This window comes from Kribbella solani (genome assembly GCF_014205295.1).
GTDB classification, from domain to species: Bacteria; Actinomycetota; Actinomycetes; order Propionibacteriales; family Kribbellaceae; genus Kribbella; species Kribbella solani.
Genome location: NZ_JACHNF010000001.1, coordinates 6,700,512 through 6,721,902 on the forward strand (window position 1 = coordinate 6,700,512; position 21,391 = coordinate 6,721,902).

Annotated in this window: 18 protein-coding genes and 1 tRNA gene; 11 read left to right on the plus strand and 8 right to left on the minus strand. The window is 68.6% G+C overall.

Annotation, left to right across the window (positions count from 1 at the left end):
- The first annotated feature begins 76 nt into the window (after positions 1–76).
- Together HDA44_RS30985 and HDA44_RS30990 are read left to right on the plus strand one after the other, a co-directional pair.
- Entirely contained in the window at positions 77–1,366 is a 1,290-nt protein-coding gene (locus HDA44_RS30985) for an aspartate aminotransferase family protein (protein ID WP_184840480.1), read from the plus strand.
- A 3-nt stretch (positions 1,367–1,369) separates the two neighbouring features.
- A complete protein-coding gene (locus HDA44_RS30990; RefSeq protein WP_184840482.1) occupies positions 1,370–2,845 on the plus strand; it encodes a M81 family metallopeptidase in 1,476 nt (491 codons plus the stop codon).
- A 35-nt stretch (positions 2,846–2,880) separates the two neighbouring features.
- On the opposite strand, the gene HDA44_RS30995 is transcribed toward HDA44_RS30990, so the two are convergent.
- The 3 genes from HDA44_RS30995 to HDA44_RS31005 form a co-directional block, all read right to left on the minus strand.
- A complete protein-coding gene (locus HDA44_RS30995; RefSeq protein WP_337906628.1) occupies positions 2,881–3,702 on the minus strand; it encodes an IclR family transcriptional regulator in 822 nt (273 codons plus the stop codon).
- Positions 3,703–3,830: 128 nt separating this feature from the next.
- Positions 3,831–4,865, minus strand: a complete 1,035-nt coding sequence (locus HDA44_RS31000; protein ID WP_184840484.1) for an adenosine deaminase — start codon at positions 4,863–4,865, stop codon at positions 3,831–3,833.
- 53 nt (positions 4,866–4,918) lie between these two features.
- The gene (locus tag HDA44_RS31005) at positions 4,919–6,112 is read right to left on the minus strand and encodes a pyridoxal phosphate-dependent aminotransferase (RefSeq protein ID WP_184840486.1); all 1,194 of its coding nucleotides are present in this window, start codon (positions 6,110–6,112) and stop codon (positions 4,919–4,921) included.
- A 337-nt stretch (positions 6,113–6,449) separates the two neighbouring features.
- Here HDA44_RS31005 and HDA44_RS31010 point away from each other — a divergent pair.
- The 5 genes from HDA44_RS31010 to rplA all read left to right on the plus strand — a co-directional run bounded on the left by HDA44_RS31010 (position 6,450) and on the right by rplA (position 9,382).
- Positions 6,450–6,522: transfer RNA gene (locus tag HDA44_RS31010), tRNA-Trp, on the plus strand.
- Between the two features lie 55 nt (positions 6,523–6,577).
- Complete coding sequence (secE, locus tag HDA44_RS31015; RefSeq protein WP_130384685.1) at positions 6,578–6,820, plus strand: preprotein translocase subunit SecE; 243 nt, start codon at positions 6,578–6,580, stop codon at positions 6,818–6,820.
- A gap of 361 nt (positions 6,821–7,181) precedes the next feature.
- Entirely contained in the window at positions 7,182–8,099 is a 918-nt protein-coding gene (gene nusG, locus HDA44_RS31020) for a transcription termination/antitermination protein NusG (RefSeq protein WP_420488557.1), read from the plus strand.
- Between the two features lie 12 nt (positions 8,100–8,111).
- Positions 8,112–8,543 carry a 50S ribosomal protein L11 gene (gene rplK, locus HDA44_RS31025; RefSeq protein WP_130441571.1) on the plus strand — a complete coding sequence of 144 codons (432 nt, stop codon included), beginning with the start codon at positions 8,112–8,114 and terminating at the stop codon, positions 8,541–8,543.
- Positions 8,544–8,659: 116 nt separating this feature from the next.
- A complete protein-coding gene (rplA, locus tag HDA44_RS31030; RefSeq protein ID WP_184840488.1) occupies positions 8,660–9,382 on the plus strand; it encodes a 50S ribosomal protein L1 in 723 nt (240 codons plus the stop codon).
- Positions 9,383–9,498: 116 nt separating this feature from the next.
- On the opposite strand, the gene HDA44_RS31035 is transcribed toward rplA, so the two are convergent.
- The gene (locus HDA44_RS31035; RefSeq protein ID WP_184840490.1) at positions 9,499–10,542 is read right to left on the minus strand and encodes an alpha-hydroxy acid oxidase; all 1,044 of its coding nucleotides are present in this window, start codon (positions 10,540–10,542) and stop codon (positions 9,499–9,501) included.
- 1,650 nt (positions 10,543–12,192) lie between these two features.
- Between HDA44_RS31035 and srmL the strand changes: the two genes are divergently transcribed.
- The gene (gene srmL / locus HDA44_RS31040) at positions 12,193–13,305 is read left to right on the plus strand and encodes a PheS-related mystery ligase SrmL (RefSeq protein ID WP_475584081.1); all 1,113 of its coding nucleotides are present in this window, start codon (positions 12,193–12,195) and stop codon (positions 13,303–13,305) included.
- Here srmL and HDA44_RS31045 read toward each other — a convergent pair.
- Positions 13,302–13,826 (minus strand): hypothetical protein, encoded by a 525-nt coding sequence (locus tag HDA44_RS31045; RefSeq protein WP_184840495.1) that lies wholly within the window; start codon positions 13,824–13,826, stop codon positions 13,302–13,304. The genes srmL and HDA44_RS31045 overlap by 4 nt on opposite strands.
- Positions 13,827–13,993: 167 nt before the next feature.
- Between HDA44_RS31045 and HDA44_RS31050 the strand changes: the two genes are divergently transcribed.
- Genes HDA44_RS31050 through HDA44_RS31060 form a run of 3 tightly spaced genes read left to right on the plus strand, consistent with a single transcriptional unit; the run spans position 13,994 to position 16,675 of the window.
- A complete protein-coding gene (locus tag HDA44_RS31050; RefSeq protein WP_202887664.1) occupies positions 13,994–15,271 on the plus strand; it encodes a sensor histidine kinase in 1,278 nt (425 codons plus the stop codon).
- Positions 15,272–15,311: 40 nt separating this feature from the next.
- Positions 15,312–15,956, plus strand: coding sequence for a response regulator transcription factor (locus HDA44_RS31055; protein ID WP_184844577.1), 645 nt, complete (start codon positions 15,312–15,314; stop codon positions 15,954–15,956).
- Positions 15,956–16,675 (plus strand): DUF4097 family beta strand repeat-containing protein, encoded by a 720-nt coding sequence (locus HDA44_RS31060; RefSeq protein WP_184840498.1) that lies wholly within the window; start codon positions 15,956–15,958, stop codon positions 16,673–16,675. The genes HDA44_RS31055 and HDA44_RS31060 overlap by 1 nt, the downstream gene beginning before the upstream one ends.
- Positions 16,676–17,733: 1,058 nt before the next feature.
- Here the strand turns inward: HDA44_RS31060 and HDA44_RS31065 are convergent.
- Genes HDA44_RS31065 through HDA44_RS31075 form a run of 3 tightly spaced genes read right to left on the minus strand, consistent with a single transcriptional unit; the run spans position 17,734 to position 21,315 of the window.
- The gene (locus HDA44_RS31065; protein ID WP_184840500.1) at positions 17,734–18,372 is read right to left on the minus strand and encodes a bifunctional 4-hydroxy-2-oxoglutarate aldolase/2-dehydro-3-deoxy-phosphogluconate aldolase; all 639 of its coding nucleotides are present in this window, start codon (positions 18,370–18,372) and stop codon (positions 17,734–17,736) included.
- A gap of 50 nt (positions 18,373–18,422) precedes the next feature.
- Positions 18,423–20,009: an N-acyl-D-amino-acid deacylase family protein gene (locus HDA44_RS31070; protein ID WP_184840502.1), complete on the minus strand. Its 1,587-nt coding sequence runs from the start codon at positions 20,007–20,009 to the stop codon at positions 18,423–18,425.
- 1 nt (position 20,010) lies between these two features.
- Positions 20,011–21,315, minus strand: coding sequence for a type III PLP-dependent enzyme domain-containing protein (locus HDA44_RS31075; RefSeq protein ID WP_184840505.1), 1,305 nt, complete (start codon positions 21,313–21,315; stop codon positions 20,011–20,013).
- Positions 21,316–21,391: the final 76 nt, after the last annotated feature.

The following is a 21,391-nucleotide window of genomic DNA, read 5'->3' on the forward strand; positions in this document are numbered from 1 at the left end:
CCAGGGCTGCGTGCGACCGTAGCGTTGAAATTAATAGCACGGTCATTTCATTCAGTGAAACTGTTGGGGGATAGCTATGACGACAGAACAGCTCCGGCTCGATGTGGGTTCGGAGGGGTTGCGGGCTCGGGCGCTGGTGCGGGCTCCGGGTGGGGTGCACTCCAACGTTCGGCTTCGGGGGCCGCATCCGTTCATTCGGTCCGCGAAGGGGGCGTGGTTGTTCGGTGTCGACGGGCGTGACTATGTGGACTACCTGCTCGGTCAGGGGCCGAACTTTCTCGGGCATGCGCCGGATGCGGTGGTGCAGGCCGTTTCGGCCGCGTGTGAAGGCGGTTTGCTGTACGGGGGACAGCACGAGCTGGAGGTCCAGGCGGCCGAGTTGGTGTGTGAAGTGGCCGGCTGGCCGGAGATGGTGCGGTTCTCGACCAGTGGGACCGAGGCGGTTCAGGCGGCGTTGCGGGTTGCCAGGGCTGCTACCGGACGGACCGAGATCGTCCGTTTTCAAGGGCATTACCACGGCTGGGTCGACAACATCCTGGTCGGCGAGCGCGGTGGGGACTGGGGTGTCGCGAGTGACGGGCAGGTCGCCGACAACCTGCGGCCGTGCCACATCCTGCCGTGGAACGACGCGGAGCTGTTGACCGCGCAGTTCGAGCAGTACGGGTCGCGGCTGGCCGCGGTGATCATGGAACCGATCATGATCAACACCGGGGTGATCGAGCCGAAACCCGGTTACCTGGAGACCGTGCGGGAGCTGTGCAACCGGTACGGGGTGGTGCTGATCTTCGACGAGGTGATCTCCGGTTTCCGGGTCGGCCTCGGTGGCGCGGCGCAACGGTACGGCGTGACGCCTGACCTCGCTACGTACGGCAAGGCGTTCGCTGGTGGGTATCCGGTCGCCGCTCTGGTCGGTCGGTCCGATCTGATGAGTCAGCTCAGTACGGGCGCGGTCAACCACTCCGGTACGTTCAACGCGTCCGTGATGGCAATGGCAGCAGTCACGGCGACACTGACCACATTGCGCGACAGACCGCCGTACGCATCGGTGGAGGAACACGGGCTGGCGTTGATGGCCGGGCTGCGCGACATCGCTGCAAAACATGACGTACAGCTGCGGGTTGCCGGTCTGCCGGCGGCGTTCCACATGTCGTTCGGCGATGCGGATGTGACTGACTATCGTTCGCTGCAAAAGCTCGACCTGGCGCGGTACGAAAGGCTGGCGGCTGCCCTGGTGGACAATGGGATCTGGCTTGCGGGCCGTGGCATCTGGTACGTGTCCGGAGCGCATGGACCACGTGAGCTCGACGTTGCCTTGACCCGGTTCGACAAGACGCTCGGCGAGTGGGCGCTGAAGGTGGAGCGGTAGACGATGCGATTGGCACTCCTCGGGCTGTACCACGAAACCAACACGTTCTCCCCGGTCCGCGCCGATCGCGCGATGTTCCAGAACGGCGGCGTGTGGCGCGGCGGCGAGATCGTCGAGGCGTACGCGACCTCGTCCACCACCAACGGTGGTTTCCTGGCCGGCGCGGCGGAGCAGGGCGTCGAGGTCGTACCGCTGATGTTCGCGTTCGTGACACCGACCGGACGGATCGCCGCGGATGCCTTCGACTGGCTCGTCGACGAGATGATCGGGATGCTGCGCGACCAGGGCCCGTGGGACGGCGTACTGCTCAACCTGCACGGCGCGGCGGTCGCGGAGAACCACGCGGATGCGGACGCGGAGATCGCTGCTCGCGTACGCGCGGTGGTCGGCCCTGGTATACCAGTCGGAACTGTGCTCGACCTGCACGCGAACATCTCGCAGCGCCTGCTGGACGCGTTGACCGTCACGTTGGTATACCAAACGAATCCGCATGTCGACGCGAAGCAGCAGGCGATCCGGTGCACCGAGCTGGTGGTTCGTACGATCCGTGGCGAAATCCGGCCGGAGCAGGCGCTGGTGGCGTTGCCGCTGGTCTGCAACATCGCCTGCCAGGACACCAGCGAGCAGCCGATGGCCGGACTGCTCGAGAAGGCTCGCGAGATCGCCGGCCGGCCGGGCATCCTGTCCGCGAACGTGGTGGAAGGCTTCCCGTATGCGGATGTGCCGCAGGTCGGGATGTCCTGTGTGGTGATCCACGACGGTGACGCGGACCAGGCCAAGCGCGCCGCCGATGAGCTGGCCGGCAGTATCTGGGCGCGGCGGGACGCGCTTCAGACCACCGGGATGACGGTTGACGAGGCGCTCGACATCGCGGTCGCGAACCGGCACGGACCGGTCGTGCTGCTCGATGCCGGTGACAACATCGGCGGCGGTTCGCCGGGGGACTCGACGGTGATCCTTGAGGCCGCCGTCCGGCGCGGGCAGCGCTCGCTCGTACAGACCATCTGCGACCCGAAGGCCGCGCAACACTGCATCGAATCCGGGGTCAACTCGACCGTGAGCCTCGCGGTCGGCGCGTGGCAGTCGCACTCGGCGGGGCGCCCGGTACAGATCACCGGTCGGGTACGCGCCGTGTCGGACGGAAAGTACGAGGAGCCGACGCCGACGCACGGCGGATTCCGGTTCTTCGACATGGGGCCGACGGCCGTGGTCGACACCACCGCCGGGCACACGCTGGTGATCTCGTCGATCCCGGTGATGAGTACGAGCTCCCAGCAACTGTTGTCGGTCGGGGTGACGCCGTCGTCGTACCGGATCGTGGTGGCGAAGGGCGTCAACTCACCGCGGGCCGGGTACGCCCCGATCGCGACCCGGATGCTCGTCGTCGACACCGAGGGCGTCAGCGCGATGGGCCTCGACCGGTTCGACTACCGGCATCGGCGCAAACCTTTGTATCCGTTCGAGCCTGCATCCCTTTGAGGGCGGGGGTTTCACGCCGATGCCGTTCGCCTGATTCAGGCGGTTCCGGTCGGGCTGAGGGTGATCTGGCCGGCGACCTCGATCAGGGTTCGCGCGGTTTTCTCCACGTCCCGCATCGAGAACCGCGCCTCGGGGGCGCTCACGCTCAGGGCGGCCGGCAGCCGGGTGCCGAGGATCGGCACGGCGACGCACCGGCCGTCCGGCTCGTTTTCACGGTTGTCGACCGCGTACCCGAGCCGGCGCACCTTCGCCAGCTCGGCCAGGTAGTCGTCGACGCTGGTGATGGTCTCGGCGGTCCGGCTCGGCATCCCGGCCTCTGACAGCAGCTCGCGGACCCGGTCCTCGGGCAGGTGCGCGGCGATCGCCTTGCCCAGCGCGGTCGAGTGCAGCGGGTCGTGCGTACCCCGGCTGGCCGCCAGCCGGACGCTGCGGCGACTCTCGATGATCTCCAGGTAGATCACGTGGTGACCGTCGAGCAGCCCGAGGTTGGTGGTCTCGTCCAGATCGTCGCGAAGCCGTTCCAGCGAAGGGCGGACGCGTTCGCGCAGTACCTCGGTGTGGCGGGACTGCATGCCGAGGAAACCGAGGCCGATCCGGAACAGGCCGCTGTCGGTGTCGCGCTCGACGTAGCGGCTCTTCTCCAGCGTCCACAGGTAGCGGAACGCCGACGACTTGGGCAGATCCGCGGCGTCGGCGACCTCCTTGAGCGTGACGCCGTCGATCGATTCCTGCAGCAGGTTCAGCACCGAGACGACGCGTTCGATCGAGCGCACCGCGTACACCCGGCCTTCGTCCTCGATGGTCTCGCCGGGCTGCACCCTGTCCTTGGTAACGGCTTGCGGAGTCAGCGGACTCACCCTCTATCTACGTGGGCCCCCGTAAGCCCTCGGCGTGGAATTAGTTTGCTCGTTTCATCCTATGAAACGGCCAAGGGTGGGACAAGGGGCCAATTCCGCCGCCGAGGCCGGCCTGAGTCAGGCGTGTGTCAGGCCGGTACGGCCGCCGGAGCCCCTAGCCACTGGGAGATCTCGGCGAGCAGTGCCTGTTGCACGTCCGGCGGCGCGGTCGAGGCCAGCACCGAGCCGCGGGCCAGGTCGGCCAGCTCGGCGTCGGTGAAGCCGTGCACGCCGCGGGCGGTCTCGTACTGCTCGGCCAGCCGCGAGCCGAACAGGAGCGGGTCGTCGGCGCCGAGCGCGATCCGCGCGCCGGCCTCGTACAGCTCGCGGAGTGGGACGTCCTCGGGGCGGTGGTAGACGCCGAGCGAGACGTTGGACGCCGGGCAGACCTCGAGGGCGATCTGCGCCTCGACCACTCGCTTCAGCAGATCGGGGTCCTCGACCGCGCGGACGCCGTGGCCGATCCGGCCCGCCCCGAGCTCGTCCAGACAGGTGCGTACGGTGGCGGGGCCGCACAGTTCGCCACCATGTGGGGCCGCCAGCAGCCCGGCGTTCCGCGCGATCCGGAACGCCGGCGCGAACTCCGAGGTGGTGCCCCGGCGTTCGTCGTTCGACAGTCCGAAACCGACCACGCCCCGGCCGACGTACTGAGCGGCGAGCCGCGCCAGCGTCCGCGCGTCCAGCGGGTGGCGGGTGCGGTTCGCCGCGATGATGACCTGGACCTCGATCCCGGTCGACGCTGCGGCATCCCGGGCGGCGTCCAGGACCAGGTCGGTGAACTCGGTGATGCCGTGGAAACGGTTCGCGTACCCGGACGGGTCGACCTGGATCTCCAGCCAGCGCGACCCGTCGGCGCGATCGTCCTCGGCCGCTTCGCGGACCAGGCGGCGTACGTCGTCCTCGGTCCGCAGCACCGAACGGGCGATGTCGTACAGCCGCTGGAACCGGAACCAGCCGCGTTCGTCGGCCGCCGAGAGATCCGGTGGCCATTCGGTGCGCAGCGCGTCCGGCAGCCGGACGCCATGCTTGTCGGCCAGCTCGACCAGCGTCAGATGCCGCATCGACCCGGAGAAGTGCAGATGCAGGTGTGTTTTGGGCAGCACCCGCAGATCCCGCTGCGTCATTACCGAAGGTTACGACGCACCCCACCGAGAGAGAAATTGACCGGCGGACGCCCTCACCCCAGCAGCTTGGCGATCCGGCTCAGCCCTTCGGCCAGGTCCGCGTCGCCGAGGGCGTAGGACAGCCGCAGGTACCCGGGCGCGCCGAACGCCTCGCCGGGCACGACCGCCACTTCCGCCTCGTCCAGGATCAGAGCGGCCAGCTCGGCGGACGATTCCGGCGTACGCCCGGCGATCTGCTTGCCGAGTACGCCCTTCACCGACGGGTACGCGTAGAAGGCGCCGGTCGGCTCCGGGCACTCGACGCCGGGGATCTCGTTGAGCATCCGGACCATCGTCCGGCGCCGCCGGTCGAACGCCAGCTTCATCTCGTCGACCGCGCTCAGATCGCCGGACACCGCCGCCAGCGCGGCGCGTTGCGCGATGTTGCAGACGTTCGAGGTCTGGTGCGACTGCAGGTTGGTCGCCGCCTTGATCACGTCCTTGGGGCCGATCATCCAGCCGACCCGCCAGCCGGTCATCGCGTACGTCTTGGCGACACCGTTCAGTACGACGGTCCGGTCCGCGAGTTCCGGTACGGCGACCGGGATCGAAGTGAACGACGCGTCACCGTACGTGAGGTGCTCGTAGATCTCGTCCGTGATCACCCACAGATCGTGCTCGAGCGCCCAGCGGCCGATCGCCGTGATCGCCTCCGGGGCGTCCACCGCGCCGGTCGGGTTGCTCGGCGAACAGAACAGCAGCGCCTTGGTCCGGGGCGTACGAGCCGCCTCCAACTGCTCGACGGTGACGCTGTAGTTCTGCGTCTCGTCCGCGAGTACCTCGACCGGTACGCCGCCGGCCAGCCGGATCGCCTCCGGGTAGGTGGTCCAGTACGGCGCCGGCAGGAGTACCTCATCTCCTGGGTCGAGCAGGGTCGCGAACGCGTTGTACACGGCATGCTTGCCGCCGTTCGTGACCAGTACCTGGGACGGCTCGATCTCGTACCCGGAGTCGCGCTTGGTCTTCACGGCGATCGCCTGCTTGAGCTCCGGCAGGCCGCCGGCCGGGCTGTACCGGTGGTTCTTCGGATCCCGGGCCGCCGCGACCGCCGCGTCCACGATGTAGTCAGGCGTCGGGAAGTCCGGCTCGCCCGCGCCGAAACCGATCACCGGCCGCCCCGCCGCCTTGAGCGCCTTCGCTTTGCTGTCCACCGCCAGCGTCGCCGATTCACTGATGGCGCCGATCCGCGCCGAGATCCTGGAAGCCATACGCCCATCCTGGCACCACGGCGCCCGGTGACCGACCGCGGTTTCAGGAGGTGAACGAGGGAACACGGCAGGGGTGTGGTCCGTTGGGGACCGGTGAAGGCTGTATGGTTCTGACCGCGGTGCGGCGCCCGACCGAGATGGTCACAGCGGGTCGTACGGGTAAGGACCAGGTCGGAGGAAGCCAGGAGGCCGAATTCGATCAGGAGGCCGAATTCGATCAGAAGGTCGAGTTCGACCAGGTGGCTTCGACCCCGTACACTCATCTAGTCCGGGCGTTGATGGCCCTGATCCGGCATGCCCGAGATCAGGTCCGACGCGGCGTCCGGATGGATTGCAGAGGGCACTAGCTCAACTGGCAGAGCATCGGTCTCCAAAACCGAAGGTTGGGGGTTCAAGTCCCTCGTGCCCTGCAAATCCTGACCGGCGCAGGGCCGGTCAGGCCGCCGCTAGCGAAAGAGGTAGGTCGTGACGGAGACGCGCACCCCGGCACCGTCCGGCGCCGGCAAGCCTGCGGAAGGCAAGCAGGGCAGGGGCCTGCTGCGTTTCTACCGTCAGGTGGTCGCCGAGCTCCGCAAGGTGGTTTGGCCGACCCGCAAGCAGCTCTCCACCTACTTCGTGGTCGTCCTGACCTTCGTGGTGTTCGTCATCGCGATCGTCTCGGTCCTCGACCTGGCCTTCGGCTGGGCGATGTTCAAGATCTTCGGCTGAGGCCACCGCCACGACCGCACCCGCAGGTCCCGGGATTCCGGCCCGACCCAGACGCCAGCCACCACCCGATGCACAGATGACGGAGTACGACGTGTCCGAGCGCGACGACGAGGTCCTCGACTACGAGGACGAGTTCGACGTATCCGCCTCCGACGAGGATCTCGACTTCGACGAGAACGCCACCGACGACGACGACCTCTTCGCCGACGGCGATGACGATGACGACGACCCGTTCGCGGACCTCGACGACGAGGACGAGGGTGACGAGGACGACGACGAGTCCGAGGACGACGCGGAGTACGCCGCGGACGACGAGTCCGAGACGCCGCCGGCCGACGCCGACGACTCCGACGACGAGCCGGTGGTCGTGGTGGCCGCGGCTGACGACGCCGAGGCCGCCGAAGTGGTGACCGGGAGCGACGTCGAGGACGCCGCCGAGGAGCTGGCCGAAGAGACCGCGGAGACCGCGCCGGAAACCACCACCGAGCCGCCGGTCGCGGCCGACGAGGTCGTTTTCTCCAGCGACGACGCCGACGCCGCTGATTCGGCCGGCGACGAAGCTGACGACGACGCCGACGTGGATGCGCTGGCCGTCGCGGCCGCCGCCGCGACGGACGACGATGACGACGCGGCCGAGGAGGCGGAGCCGGAAGAGCCGGGCGACCCGCTCGAGGAGCTGCGCAGCCGGCTGCGGTCGCAGATCGGCGACTGGTACGTGGTGCACACGTACTCAGGGATGGAGAACCGGGTAAAGGGCAACCTGGAGAACCGGATCAACTCCCTGAACATGGAGGACTACATCTTCGAGATCATCGTGCCGACCGAAGAGGTCGCCGAGATCAAGAACGGTCAGCGCCGGATGGTCAAGCGCACCGTGCTCCCCGGTTACGTGCTGGTCCGGATGGACCTCACCGACGAGTCCTGGTCGACCGTACGGCACACGCCGTCGGTGACCGGTTTCGTCGGGAACAGCCAGAAGCCGGTCCCGCTCAGCCTCGAAGAGGTGGAGAAGATGCTCGCACCGGCCGTCGTGGCGGCGGCCGAGGCGGCGGCAGCCGAAGCCGGTGCCGCACCCGCCAAGACCGCGGCCAAGAAGAAGGTCGAGGTTGCCGACTTCGGTGTCGGTGACTCGGTCATGGTGGTCGACGGGCCGTTCGCGACCCTGCACGCCACAGTCACGGAGATCAACGCCGAGGCCCAGCGGATCAAGGCCCTGGTTGAGATCTTCGGCCGGGAGACCCCGGTGGAACTCAGCTTCAACCAGATCCAGAAAGTCTAAGGACCCGACAGAATGCCTCCCAAGAAGAAGATCGCTGCCCTGGTCAAGGTGCAGCTCCAGGCCGGTGCCGCGACGCCGGCCCCGCCGGTCGGTACCGCGCTCGGTCCGCACGGCGTCAACATCATGGAATTCTGCAAGGCGTACAACGCCCAGACCGAATCCATGCGCGGCAACGTCGTACCGGTCGAGATCACGATCTACGAAGACCGTTCCTTCACCTTCGTCACCAAGACGCCGCCGGCGCCGGAGATGATCAAGAAGGCCGCCGGTCTGCAGAAGGGCTCGGCCGTCCCGCAGCGGGACAAGGTCGGCAAGATCACCAAGGACCAGGTCCGCGAGATCGCCACCACCAAGATGCCGGATCTCAACGCCCGCGACATCGACGCCGCGATGAAGATCATCGAGGGTACGGCGCGCTCCATGGGCGTCGTCGTCGACAAGTAGGACATCCACCAGGTCCGCCATGGTGGATCAGCAGGTGTGGAAGGGCGCCATCATCGCCCGCCGAACCACAAACCGCGAACGACTCATCATCGTTCGTTGAAGGGAGCACAGCAGTAATGGCACAGCGCAGCAAGGCTTACCGCGCGATCGCGGAGAAGATCGACTTCGATCACCTGTACACGCCGTTGGAGGCGATCCGGCTCGCCAAGGAGGCCGCCGGTAGCAAGAAGTTCAACTCCACCGTGGACGTCGCGATGCGTCTCGGGGTCGACCCCCGTAAGGCCGACCAGATGGTGCGCGGCACCGTCAACCTTCCGCACGGTACCGGCAAGACGGCACGGGTCCTCGTCTTCGCCACCGGTGAGAAGGCCGAGGCCGCGAAGGCCGCCGGCGCCGACTTCATCGGCGACGACGACATGATCAAGAAGGTCACCGACGGCTGGCTCGACTTCGACGCCGTCGTCGCCACCCCCGACCTGATGGGCAAGGTCGGCCGCCTCGGCCGCGTCCTCGGCCCGCGTGGTCTGATGCCGAACCCGAAGACCGGTACGGTCACCCCGGACGTGGCCAAGGCCGTGTCCGACATCAAGGGCGGCAAGATCGAGTTCCGGGTCGACCGGCACGCGAACCTGCACTTCATCATCGGCAAGGCGTCGTTCGACGAGGCCCAGCTGGCGGAGAACTACAGCGCCGCGCTGGACGAGATCCTCCGGCTGAAGCCGGCCAGCTCGAAGGGCCGGTACATCAAGAAGACGGTCTTCTCGACCACCATGGGTCCCGGTGTCCAGGTTGACCCCAACCTGACCCGCAACCTGACCGAGGACCAGGCCGACGCCTGATCCTCACCTCGCACCACCAGCAAGCCCCCGGGACACGTTCCCGGGGGCTTGCTGCTTTCCATAACCTCCCACCGCGCTCACCAAGCTGGGTCTGCACCCGCCTCATCCGCCGGTGCTCACGGGGTGGTGATGGTGGTGATGAGGTCGGCGGTGAGGGAGCTGGGAGAGGTGTGGCCGCTCAGGCGGAGGGTGTGGGCCAGTTCTTCGGCCAGGTCGGTGAGTAGCCGGGTTACGCCGGGGGCGGAGTCCACGGTCAGCGCCCACAGCGCGGGGCGGCCGACGCAGACCGCCCGGGCGCCCAGGGCAAGCGCGGTGAGGATGTGTTCGCCACGGCGGATCCCACCGTCGACGTACACCTCGACCCCGTTGCTGCCGAGCGCCTCAGCCACCTCCGGCAACGCCCGCGCGGTGGAGATCGAGCCGTCGAGCTGCCGGCCGCCGTGGTTGGAGACGATGATCCCGCGTGCACCCGCGTCCGCGCAGCGCTTCGCGTCGTCCCCGCGGAGCACGCCCTTCACCACGATCGGCAGGCCCGTACGCTCGGCGAGCCAGCCGATCACGTCCGGGTTCAGGTCGTCGGCCTTCGCCAGATCGTCGTCGGTCCAGTCACCAGCAGGCAGGTTGGCGAGCAGTTGGCCGGGCTGCACCAGGTCCCAGACGGTGGCGCCCTCGTCCTCCTTGCGCCCGACGACCGGGGTGTCCACGGTCAGTACGATCGCCCGCGCGCCGGCCTCGACGGCGGCATCAAGCATCCGCCGGGTGATGTCCCGGTTCCGTACGACGTAGATCTGCAGCCACCACGGCACACCGGTCGCACCCAGCTCGGCGAACTTCGTACCCGCGTTGCTGGAAACCCCCAGCACCGAGTTGGCCGCGCTGACCCCACGCGCCATCGCGACCTCGCCGTCCGGGTCCGCCATTCGCTGCATGGTCGACGGCGCGACCAGGATCGGCGCATCGACGGGTACGCCGAGAACCGTGGTCTTCAGGTCGACGCTGGAAACATCGTTCAGCACCCGCGGCCGAAACCGGTACGCCGACCAGGCAGCGACGGCCTCACCCACGCTCACCCCCGCGGCCGACCCCTGCCGAAAGTACCGATGCACCGCCTCCGGCAACTTCTCCGCGGCGGCCCCCTCCAGCCCATCAATCCAGCGCATGCGCCCCATAGTCCCACCGCCCCCAACAACTCCGCGACGCCTTTCCCAACCAACCACATCCACCCCGCCACAAACCAACTCCCACTCACATTGACCCATGCCCACCCCCGCCACGTACGAGCAGACGCCCACCCCGGCCCGTACGATCTGATGCCCACCCGCGGTGCGAGCCGGCCGACGCCTGCCCGCGGTGGCGGCTGGGCAATGCAGATGGCCGGCGAGGCGGTCAGGATGACGGGCTGTTGGTCCGCTGTCGTGCTGCAACCCGCCATCGGTCACAAAGCCCGTCAACCATGGCCCCTGCCGTGGCTTCGCTCCGTGTACCCGCTGGCCTTGCGCGCCTTGGGAAGCTGCCGCGCAAGCAAGTCGGCGGCGGAATGGTCCGTGGTTCTCAAAGGCCGCCGCCATCCCTCCTTTGGGAAGCCACCGTGTGTTTTTCGGGCGTGGAAATGCGTGGTGGGTTCTCAAAGCGGGTTGGAGGGGGCGCGCGATCACCCCGGGGGGCGGTGAGGCGCTGTTTGTGGGGTGCTCGGCGGGTGTACTGCGTGGGCCGGTGTGGTGAGCGGTCGAACCCTCTGGCTGAGGGGTGTGCGGGCGGGCGAGCCTTGACCGGGGGTGGTCGGCTCTTCGGAGGTGGGTTTGTGTGTGGTGCCGGCGAAGTTCCGTTCAGGGCGGTGTCGAGCCGCTGCGCGCCGATGGAAGCCGGCTCCGAGTGACCCACACCTACGACACAAGAGCCGGTTAACCACTCGAAGGGCGCCGCCGAATGGAGCCGCCGTGCGAGGCGTTCAGCCACGCCGACGCAAGGCGCCTACCAGCTGACGCCCGCTCGCGGTGCGTACCGGTTGACGCTCGGCGGCAGCGTATACCGGCTGACGCCGACGCACCGCGCGTACCGGCTGACGCCCGCTCGCGGTGCGTACCGGCTGACGCTCGCCGCCCGTGCGGGGCGGTTCACTTTGGCGCTGTTGGGTGGTGAACCCCTCAAATGGTCCGTTCGCCACCTGCATGCGTGTGGTGAACGGGCAACCGGAGAGGTTCACTACTCAAATGGCGCCGGACGGAGCCGCGGCGAGGCGTTCGGCCTGGTGGGGCGGGCAGCGTGCTGCGTTGCTCTGGTCGGGCAGGGAGCCTGGTCGGGCGGAGGTGGAGTGCTTACTGGGTGCGGTTGGCGGCGGGTGGGTGATCGAGATCGTTCGGTTGGTGGGAGGTCATCGCGCTCGGTTGCGGGGGGAAGCGATTGCGTTCGGATGTGGCGGGGAGTTGGTGAGCGGGTACGCTGGTTGTATGACGCAGTACGGGCGGCGATTTCTGCGCCCCGGCCGGCACGACGGTGCCGACGGGGTGAGCTGCTGCTGCGCTCTCTCCTGAGGTGACCGCGGCCGACCGGGGTGGACCCCCGTCGAGACCGTCATCCTGGAGAAAACCATGTCTGCACTACCCGAACCCTCAGCACGACCCGCCGCTTCGGCACGGCCCACTGCTTCTACACACCTAACCGATCCCGCCTCACCCACCGAAGCCGCACCGCCCACCGATCCCGCGCGACCTACTGCCCCTGCACAGCACGGTGATCCCGCATTGCCTGCCGCATCTGCACGATCGAGCGCTTCAGCGTTGTCCGTGGATGCCGCGGGGGGTGGGGTTTCTGTGCTTGCGGTTGGGGAGCTGCATGCTGCTCTGGCGCTTCGTGATCTTAGTGATCCGGGGCAGGGAGGGCATGGGCTGCAGTTGGTTGTTGACTCGGTTGGCAGCGCGTTGCGGAAGGCATGGCCGTACACGGAGGTCTGGACCCGGCGGGATCATCCGGTCGTAACGCTGGCTGACAACTACGACAATCTCGGGTACGCCGCCGACGCGGTGACCCGGGAAGCCCGCTACACGCGCTATGTCTCGGACAACGAGGTGCTGCGGAGTCACACCTCGGCGATGATCCCGCCCGCGCTTCGGGAGCTCGCGCGGTCGGAGTCGTCGGACGTACTGATGATCTGCGCCGGCATTTGCTACCGCCGGGATTCGGTCGACTGGCAGCACACCGGGACTCCGCACCAGCTCGACCTCTGGCGGATCAGCCGCAACGTGACCCTGGGTGAGCCCGAGCTGGAGGACATGATCGCCCGGCTGGTCGACACCGTCCTGCCAGGGCAGACCTACCGCACGGTGCCCGCGGTTCACCCGTACACGATCCATGGGCGTCAGGTCGACGTGCTGCTCGACGACCAGTGGGTCGAGATCGGTGAGTGCGGGGTCGCTGCGCCGCATGTACTCCGCTTGGCCGGCCTGGACGACAGCTGGACCGGACTGGCGATGGGGTCCGGCCTCGACCGGTTGTTGATGCTGCGCAAGGGCATCCGCGACATCCGACTGCTCCGATCGACGGAACCACGGGTGGCGAACCAGATGCTGGATCTGTCGCCCTACAAGCCGGTGTCGGCGATGCCGCCGGTCCGACGGGACCTGTCGGTCGTCGTCGGTCCGGACGCGGACCTGTCGGCCGAGGTGCTGGGTGACAAGGTGCGAGCCGCGCTCGGTGCGGCGGCCGATGCCGCGGAGTCGCTGGAGGTGCTGGGCGAAACGTCGTATGACGACTTGCCGACGGCCGCCCGGGAGCGCCTCCAACTGACCCCGGGGCAACGGAACGTCCTGGTCAGGCTGATCCTGCGACCGGTGGATCGTACTCTCACCGATGCCGAGGCCAACACCTTGCGGGACCAGGTCTACCGAGCGCTTCATGAGGGTCCTGTCCTGGAACTGATCGGCTAGCGCCGGCCGAGCTCGCGGGCAGCGACGACGAACGCGCACACCGCCAGCGGGAGCTCGAGCACCAGGGCCTCGGTCAGCGAGAGCGTCCGGTCGAAGCCGGCCCCCGCCGTACTGACGTCGAACCAGGCGTCGGCGATCAGCAGCGTGCCGGCCGCCATCGCGGACAGAACGGCGTGCTTGTTGCCCTTGTGCAGCAGGTACGCCGTGAGGCCCGCGGCCACCGCCGTCGCGCAGTCCAGACCGATCCAGGTCAGCTTCCAGTTGCCGGCCTCGTAAGTACTCGGCAAAGTGACGGCGAGGATCAGGCACCACGGCAGCAGCACCGCGGCGACACCGGCGGCGACGATCGCCGCGATGCCACCGGGTGACCGCCGGGCGCGAACCCGCCCGTCCAGCCGGCCTTCGGCGATGTAGTCCTCCAGCGCGTCGGCGACGCGGTCGTCGATCGCGTCGCCTAGCTGCCCGTCCATCGCCCGGCCGAGATCGCCGGTCAGTCTGGTGCCGATCACTGTCGTCGTCATGTCATCGAGCATCCCGGGGACGGCCGTTCGGCACAGTCCGGTCAGCCCACGAACCGGGGTGGGGATAACCCCCCGGTGGGCTTCGTGGGATGGCCCCATGCCGGTCGGGTTCCCGGACGTCGTAAGTTGTGACGGCAAGCAGGCGCTGACACGGGGAGGTGATCCGGATGACGGTTGCTGCGACTCCGGTTCCCCGGGCGCCGTGGCGGCTCTGGCGCTCGCCGTACTTGTGGCTGGCAACGATCCATTTGCTCGGTGACGCGGTGGTCGTGCTGACCTCCGGCGTGCTGGTGCTGGCGGCGGTCATGCTGATGCTTCTCGCGTTCCCGCTCGCGATGATCCGCATTCCGCTCACCGTCTGGGCCAACCGCGCGGTGTACGGGATCGCCTCGTGGGAGCGGGCCAGGGCCCGGCTCACCCGTGGTCAGGAAGTGCAGGCACTGGTGCCGCCGCCGCGGACCGGCTCGTGGTCCGAGGACGCGCTGCTCGCGCTCGGTGACCCGGGCGTCTGGCGTCAGTTCACCTACTACTTGATGCTGTTGCCGCTGTCCTTCGCCTGGATCTTCGCGGTGGTGGCGGCCTGGTCCATCCCGCCGGTACTGATGGCCCTGCCGCTGTACTACTACCGGTTCGCGGCGGCGCAGGCACAGCTCGGCCCGTTCACCATCGACACCACGACGAAGGCAGTCGTGGTGGCAGTACTCGCTGCCTTGTTCCTGGCGCTGGTGTCGCCGCTGATGATGCGTTGGGCTTCGGCGTTCGACGGGTGGCTGGCGAAGATGCTGCTCGGGCCGTCCGAGACCGGGGTGCTGGCAGAGCGGGTCAGCCAGCTGGTCGCGAGCCGGCAGCAGGTGGTCGACTCGGTGGAGGTCGAGCGGCGCCGGATGGAGCGCGACCTGCATGACGGCGCCCAGCAGCGGCTGGTGTCGCTGGCGATGACACTCGGGCGGGCGAAGAACCGGCTCGGCGACCGGGAACCGTCGGTCCGGACGCTGATCGAGGAGGCGCATTCGGAGGCGATGCAGGCGATCGCCGAGATCCGCGACCTGACCCGGGGCCTGCATCCACCGGTGCTGACCGACCGCGGGCTGGACGCCGCGCTGTCGGCGGTCGCGGCCCGGTCACCGGTGCCGGTTCGGCTGAGCGTCGACGTCAAGCCACGGCCGTCGCTGACGATCGAGTCGATCGCGTACTTCGTGGTCACCGAAGCGCTGACGAACGTGGCCAAACACGCGGAAGCCGCGCAGGCCGAGGTGCGGGTGACGCGGAAGGGCGATGTGCTGCGGGTCGAGGTGCGCGACAACGGACGTGGCGGAGCGGACCCGGTCCGCGGGAGTGGCCTGCGGGGGCTGACCGACCGGGTGTCCGGTGTCGACGGACGGCTCAGCGTGGACAGCCCACCGGGTGGCGGCACCACGCTGACCGCGGAGGTGCCCTGTGGATGAATCGGCCGGACGGATCGGTGTGATGGAGGAGACTGAGCGGATGCGGGTCGTGATCGCCGAGGACTCGGTGCTGCTGCGTGAAGGCATCGTGCGGTTGCTGGAGGAACAGCGCTGCACGGTCGTCGCCGCGGTCGGCGACGGTGACAGCCTGCTGAAGGCCGTCGAGCTGCACCGGCCGGAGGTGTGCGTCGTCGATGTGCGGATGCCACCGACGTTCACCGACGAGGGGTTGCGGGCGGCGTTGGTGATCCGCGAGCAGTACGCGGACGTTGGCGTGCTGGTGCTGTCGCAGTATGTCGAAGAGCGCTACGCGAGCGAGCTGATCGGTGGGAACCCGGGCGGGGTCGGGTACCTGCTGAAGGACCGGGTCGCGGATGTGGACCAGTTCATCGACGGACTGCGCCGGGTCGCGGGCGGTGGCGCGGCGCTCGACCCGGAGGTGATCTCGCAGTTGCTGGTGCGGTCCAGGAAGGGCGATCCGCTGGCCGTACTGAGCCCGCGGGAACAGGACGTTCTCCGGTCGATGGCGGAAGGGAAGTCCAACGCCGGTATCGCGCAGGCGCTGGTTGTCGGTGAAGGTGCCGTGGAGAAGCACATCAGCAACATCTTCATGAAACTGCAGCTGGCTCCGACCGATGGCGAGCATCGCCGCGTGCTCGCCGTACTGAAGTACCTGGAGACCTGATGCCTGGGGCGGTGGGCGGCGTGCGGATGACCAAAGGGCGGGTGGCGATGCTGCTCGTCGGGGTGGTCCCGTTGCTGGCGGTGCTGGCCGGCGGCGGGCTGGTCACGGTCGGGATGATTCGGGGCAAGCTGCCGTACAACTACTCCGCCGCGTTCACGCCGGGGCCGGCCGGGGTACGGATCGTGGCTGACGTGGCGACGCAGGTCGAGGCGAGCATCGACGGGCAGGTGCACGTCACGGTTGACGGGACGTACGCGGCGGCGAAGCCGGATGTGCGGATCGCGACGACGGGGCAGGAGCTGGTCGTGCAGACCTACTGCCCCGACATACATTGCGCCGTCGATCTGACCGTTGAGGTGCCGGCGGTGAAGATGGTCAAGGCGAAGCTCGACGGGTCGTCGATCAACGTGGTCGGGGTGACGTCGCCGCTGGCGGTCGATGTCAAAAACGGCTCGGTTGATATGGCGCGCGTACGCAGCCCCAATGTGTCGGTGGATGCGCAGGGCGGGTCGGTGTGGATGCTCTTCGACAACCCGCCGAAGCAGGTGTCGGCGACATCCAGCGACGGTTCTATCACGGTGCAGGTGCCGCGTACGGAGAGCTACACCATCGACGCGGTCGCCGCCCAAGGCTCAACAAACGTGAGCGTTCCCAACGACATTACCGCCAGCAACCACCTCTACCTACGCTCCAGCTACGGCAGCATCACCGTCCAGTAGCCCCCTTCACCCCGACGCGGCGTCGCGTCAGGTGATGGTTCGGACGAACCTGCGGTGCTGGCAATTCACCAGCTCGGCACCGCACCTCGCCAACCTCGAGCCCGGTCGCGTCCCACCGGACCATCGATGACGTAGCAGCACCACCCCTGAGCGGTACTCACCAGTGAAGCAGCAGCTCGGCACCGCGCCCCCCGAGCGGTACTCACCAGTGAAGCAGCAGGTCGGCACCGCGCCCCCCGAGCGGTACTCACCAGTGAAGCAGCAGGTCGGCACCGCGCCCCCGCGCGTTATCCACCGGTGAAGCAGCTTGAGCAGAAGCTGGCATCCGGGCCGAGCAGGTCGCGGGCGTCTACAGTCGCTCGAGCAGATGCCCGCGACTGGTTGAGCGGCTGCCCGGCGTCGCGGTGGTTTGCGCGGAAGCTGGTGTGCAGTCGGACGTTGCCTGGTGTCGCGGCTGCTTGCGCAGGAGATGGAGCGTGCTCGCACGGCTGCCCGTGTACGTGCGCGTCCTGGTGGTTGGTTGAGCTGGAGTGGTTGCTGGAGTTGGGGCATGCGGTCGGCGGTAGGTGCCGCCTGAGACGGCTGGCCCCGTCATGCAGCCGACTCACCCAGGCAGTTCGTTCCCGGGGGACTGCTCGCCCAAGCAGCTGTTCCGCGCGGGGGACCGCTCGCCCAAACAACTGCTCCGCGCGAGGGACTGCTCGCTCAAGCGGCTGCTTGACGCGCGGGACTGGTTACCCAGGCAGTTGCTTCGCGCGGGGGAGTGCTCGCCTAAGTCGGGGCTCTTCGCGCGGCTGGCGTGCTTGGTTGGTCTGGGGGTGGTTGCCTGGTCAGATGGTGGGTTGCCTCGTGGAAATTTCAGGGGGGCAAGCCTTCGGGGCAGGGGGCAAGGTCGGTTGAGGGGCGGGTGCATGCACGGGTCGCACCGGCCGGGCGGGTGCGTGCTTGGGATGGATCGGCCGGCGGGTGGGCTTGGGTGGGTGCAGTCTTCCGGGCGGTGCTTGGTGCTCGGGTGCGTGGGTGCTTGGTGTCTGGGGGTTGGTGGTTGGTTGGGGTGGTCAGGGTTGGAGGGTGGCGCGGAAGGATTTGGCTTTGGTGGTGATGGTGGGCCAGTTGGCGGTGGCTACGTCGGTGGGGGAGACGACGTCGGTGCCGGCGCTGACGGCTAGGGCGCCGGCCTTGAGGAAGGCGTGGGCGTTGGTGAGGTTTACGCCGCCGGACGGGATCAAGGGGACGCCGGGGAAGGGGCCGTTCAGGTCCTTGAAGTACTTGGGACCTAGGTGGTGGGCCGGGAAGATCTTCACGGCGGTGGCGCCGAGGGCTAGTGCGGTCATCACCTCGGAGGGGGTGAAGGCGCCTAGTACGAGGGGGATGTCCGCCGTGCGCGCTGTGTCGGCGATCGCGGCGGCTTCGGGGCCCTGACCGGGGGTGACTAGGAACTGGGCGCCGGCGTTGATCGCCTGGGTGGCTTGAGCGGCGGTCTGGACGGTGCCGGCGCCGACGACCGCGCCGGTTTCGGTGGCGGTGGAGGCGGCGCGTTCCAGGTGGCGGGGGAGGTCGGGCGTTGTGTAGGTGAGTTCGACGACGTGGATGCCGCCGGCAACCAGTGCGGCGCAGAGGTCGCGGGCGTCGGAGATCTCCGGTGCGCGGACGACGGTCAGTACACGGTCGGCACGAAGTAGCTCCAGGGTGTTCACAACAGGTTCCTCTCGGGTGGTACGCGGATCGGCGGCGGGGCCGGGGGTTGTCAGGGGGTGCGGCGGAGGGGGTGGCCGGGGAGGGAGGGGGTTCGGTGGGTGTTGTCTATTACGGGGGTGCCGTTGACCAGGACGTACGGGATGCCGGTTGCTGGTTGGCGGGGGCTGGTGAAGGTGGCGGTGTCCTGGATGGTGGTGGGGTCGAAGAGGACCAGGTCGGCGGCGTAGCCGAGTTGGATCTGGCCTCGGTCGGGTAGGCGGAGGCGGCGGGCGGGGCGGCCGGTCAGGTGGTGGATGCAGTCAGGGAGGTCCAGTACGCCGAGCTCGCGGACGTACTGGGCCAGGTAGCGCGGGAACGTGCCCCACGAGCGCGGGTGTGGTTTGCCGCCGACCAGGATGCCGTCGGACCCGCCGGTGTGGCTGGGATGCCGCATGATCGCGCGGACGTTCTCCTCGTGCCCGACGTGCTGCAGGATCGACGTGGCGAGGTCGTCGGCGAGTAGAAGTTCGAAGAAGACGTCAGCTGCCGCCCGGCCGGAGCGTGCGGCGAGCGCGGCGACCGTGTGCCCGACCACGTCGGTCAGCGCCGGATTGCGTACGCCGCCGATCTCGATCGTGTCCCATTCGACGACGCAGCCGTGGCACCCGTCGGTCCCGACCTGTTCCAGCTCGTGCGTGATCCGGGCCCGCGCGGCCGGGTCGCGCAACCGGTCGAGCTGCGCGTCCGGCCCGCCCTCGGCGGTCCAGCTCGGCAGGATCGCCGCCAATGTTGTTGCTCCAGGCAAATAGGGGTACGTGTCGGTGGTGATGTCGACGCCGGACGCGAGCCCGGCGTCGATCATCGCGACCAGGTCCGCGCCGCGGCCGGCGTTCGGCCGGAAGTTCATCACCGCGTGGGTGAGGTGCAACGGGCAGCCGGCGCGGCGGGCCACCTCGATCATTTCCGCGTACGCCTCCAGCGCGCCTTTCCCGTACGAGCGTTGATGCGGCGCGTAGTACCCGCCGTACCGCGCGACGACCTCGCAGAGCGCGACCAGTTCGTCCGTGCTCGCGAACATGCCGGGCGTGTAGGTCAGCCCGCTGCTCATCCCGACCGCGCCGTCACGCAGTCCATCGGCGAGCAGCCGTTGCATCCGGGCCAGTTCGGCATCGGTCGCGGGGCGGTTGGACGTACCAACGACCATCATCCGCAAAGTGCCTTGCGGTACGAGGTACGCGGCGTTGCAGGCGATGCCCTGCCCGAGCCGGTCCAGGTACCCGGCGACCGTCGACCAGGAGAAGTCGAAGTCGTCCGGCTCACCGTTCCAGCCGGCGATCTGGCGGCGTACGACCGCCCGCGTCGGCTCGTCGATCGGCGCGAACGAGAGACCGTCCTGCCCGAGCACCTCGAGCGTGACGCCCTGACTGACCTTCGCGGTGTGCTCCGGGTTGACCAGGATCTGCAGGTCGGAGTGCGAGTGCATGTCGATGAAGCCGGGTGACAGCACCAGTCCGTCGGCGTCGATCGTCCGGTACGCGGCCGGGAGGTCGTTGCCGATGGCGACGATCCGGCCGGCCTCGACCGCGACGTCGGCGTGGTACCCGGGTGCGCCGGTACCGTCGACGACCAGCGCGTCAGTGATGAGTAGATCGATCATTTCAGAAGAACGTCCGGACCAGGTCGACGACGACGGGATCGGCGGCGTCCGGGTCGTCGACGACCGGGATCAGCCCCCACTTGTCGAACGCGGTGCACGGGTGGGACAGGCCGACGCGCAGCTCGTCGCCGATCACCACCGACTGCTCGTCGCCGAACTCCAGGTACCCGTGCTGGTCGTTCAGCTTTGTCACGGTCATCCCGGTGGCCGGCAGGGTCGGCCCGCCGTCGGTCCGCGGCCGGATCAGCTGCGGCTCGGGCAGGTCCTGGTCGAACGGGAAGTCGCGCCGGCCGGCGTCGAAGATCGCCAGGCCGGGCTCGGGCTGGGAGGTGATCCGCATCCAGCCGTGCATCGCGGGTACGAGCTGCTCGCCGTCGGTGCGCGGATTCGCGCCGAGCGGCGACACGCGGCGGTACAGCCCGTCGTCGTGGGTGACGTACGCGCCGGACCGCAGCACGACGCGCGCGCCGTCGCCCGCCTCGGCGGCAAGGACCTTCGCGACCTGCTCGAAGTACTGGCTTCCGCCCGCGCTGACGATCGGTTGCACGTCCGCGTCGTACTGGTCGCGCAGCCGGTGATGCACCGCGGCCAGGTCCCGCAGGTACGCGCGAACCTCTTCGAGATCGGCCTCGTCGACGCCGTGCCCGATCGCACCTTCGTACCCGGCGACGCCGACGAGCCGGAGCGTCGGTGCCGCGGCGATCGCGGCGCCGACGGCCAGCGCGGTCTCGGCGTCCCGGGCGCCGGTCCGGCCGCCGATCCCGCCGACCTCGACCATCACGTCCAGCGGGCGCGCGTCCGGTCCGACGTACGCCGACCGGGCGGCCTCCATCAGCTCGACGGTACGGACCGAGTCCGCCCAGACCATCACCTCGAAGGACGGATCGGCGGCGAGTTCGTCGGCGATCCAGCGCAGTTGCAGCGGGGAGATCACCGCGTTCGCGAGCAGCACCCGCTGTACGCCATAGGCGCGCGCGACGCCGAGCTGGAAGGCGTTGGCCAGCGTGATCGCCCAGGCGCCGGCGTCGAGCTGCATCGCCCAGAGCGCGGGCGCCATCGTGGTCTTGCCGTGCGGCGCGAGCTCGACCCCGTGGCGGGTGCACCAGGTCGCGAGGGTGTCGACGTTGTGCCGCAGGCCGGGCGCGGACAGCGTCATCAGCGGCGTCGGCAACTGTGACAGCCGCGGTCGCGACGCCAGTACGTCGGCGACCGTGCGGCCCCAGAACGCCGGCGGCAGCGCCTTGTCCTGCCAGCTCACCGGCTGATCGGCAAGCGTGGCGACAGCGTTGGCATCGTATCCGGGCATCTGACCCCCTGGGTCTCATAGATTGCAAAATACGCAACGCTCATTGCGCATTCTGACGCGTCGGTTGTAACATCAC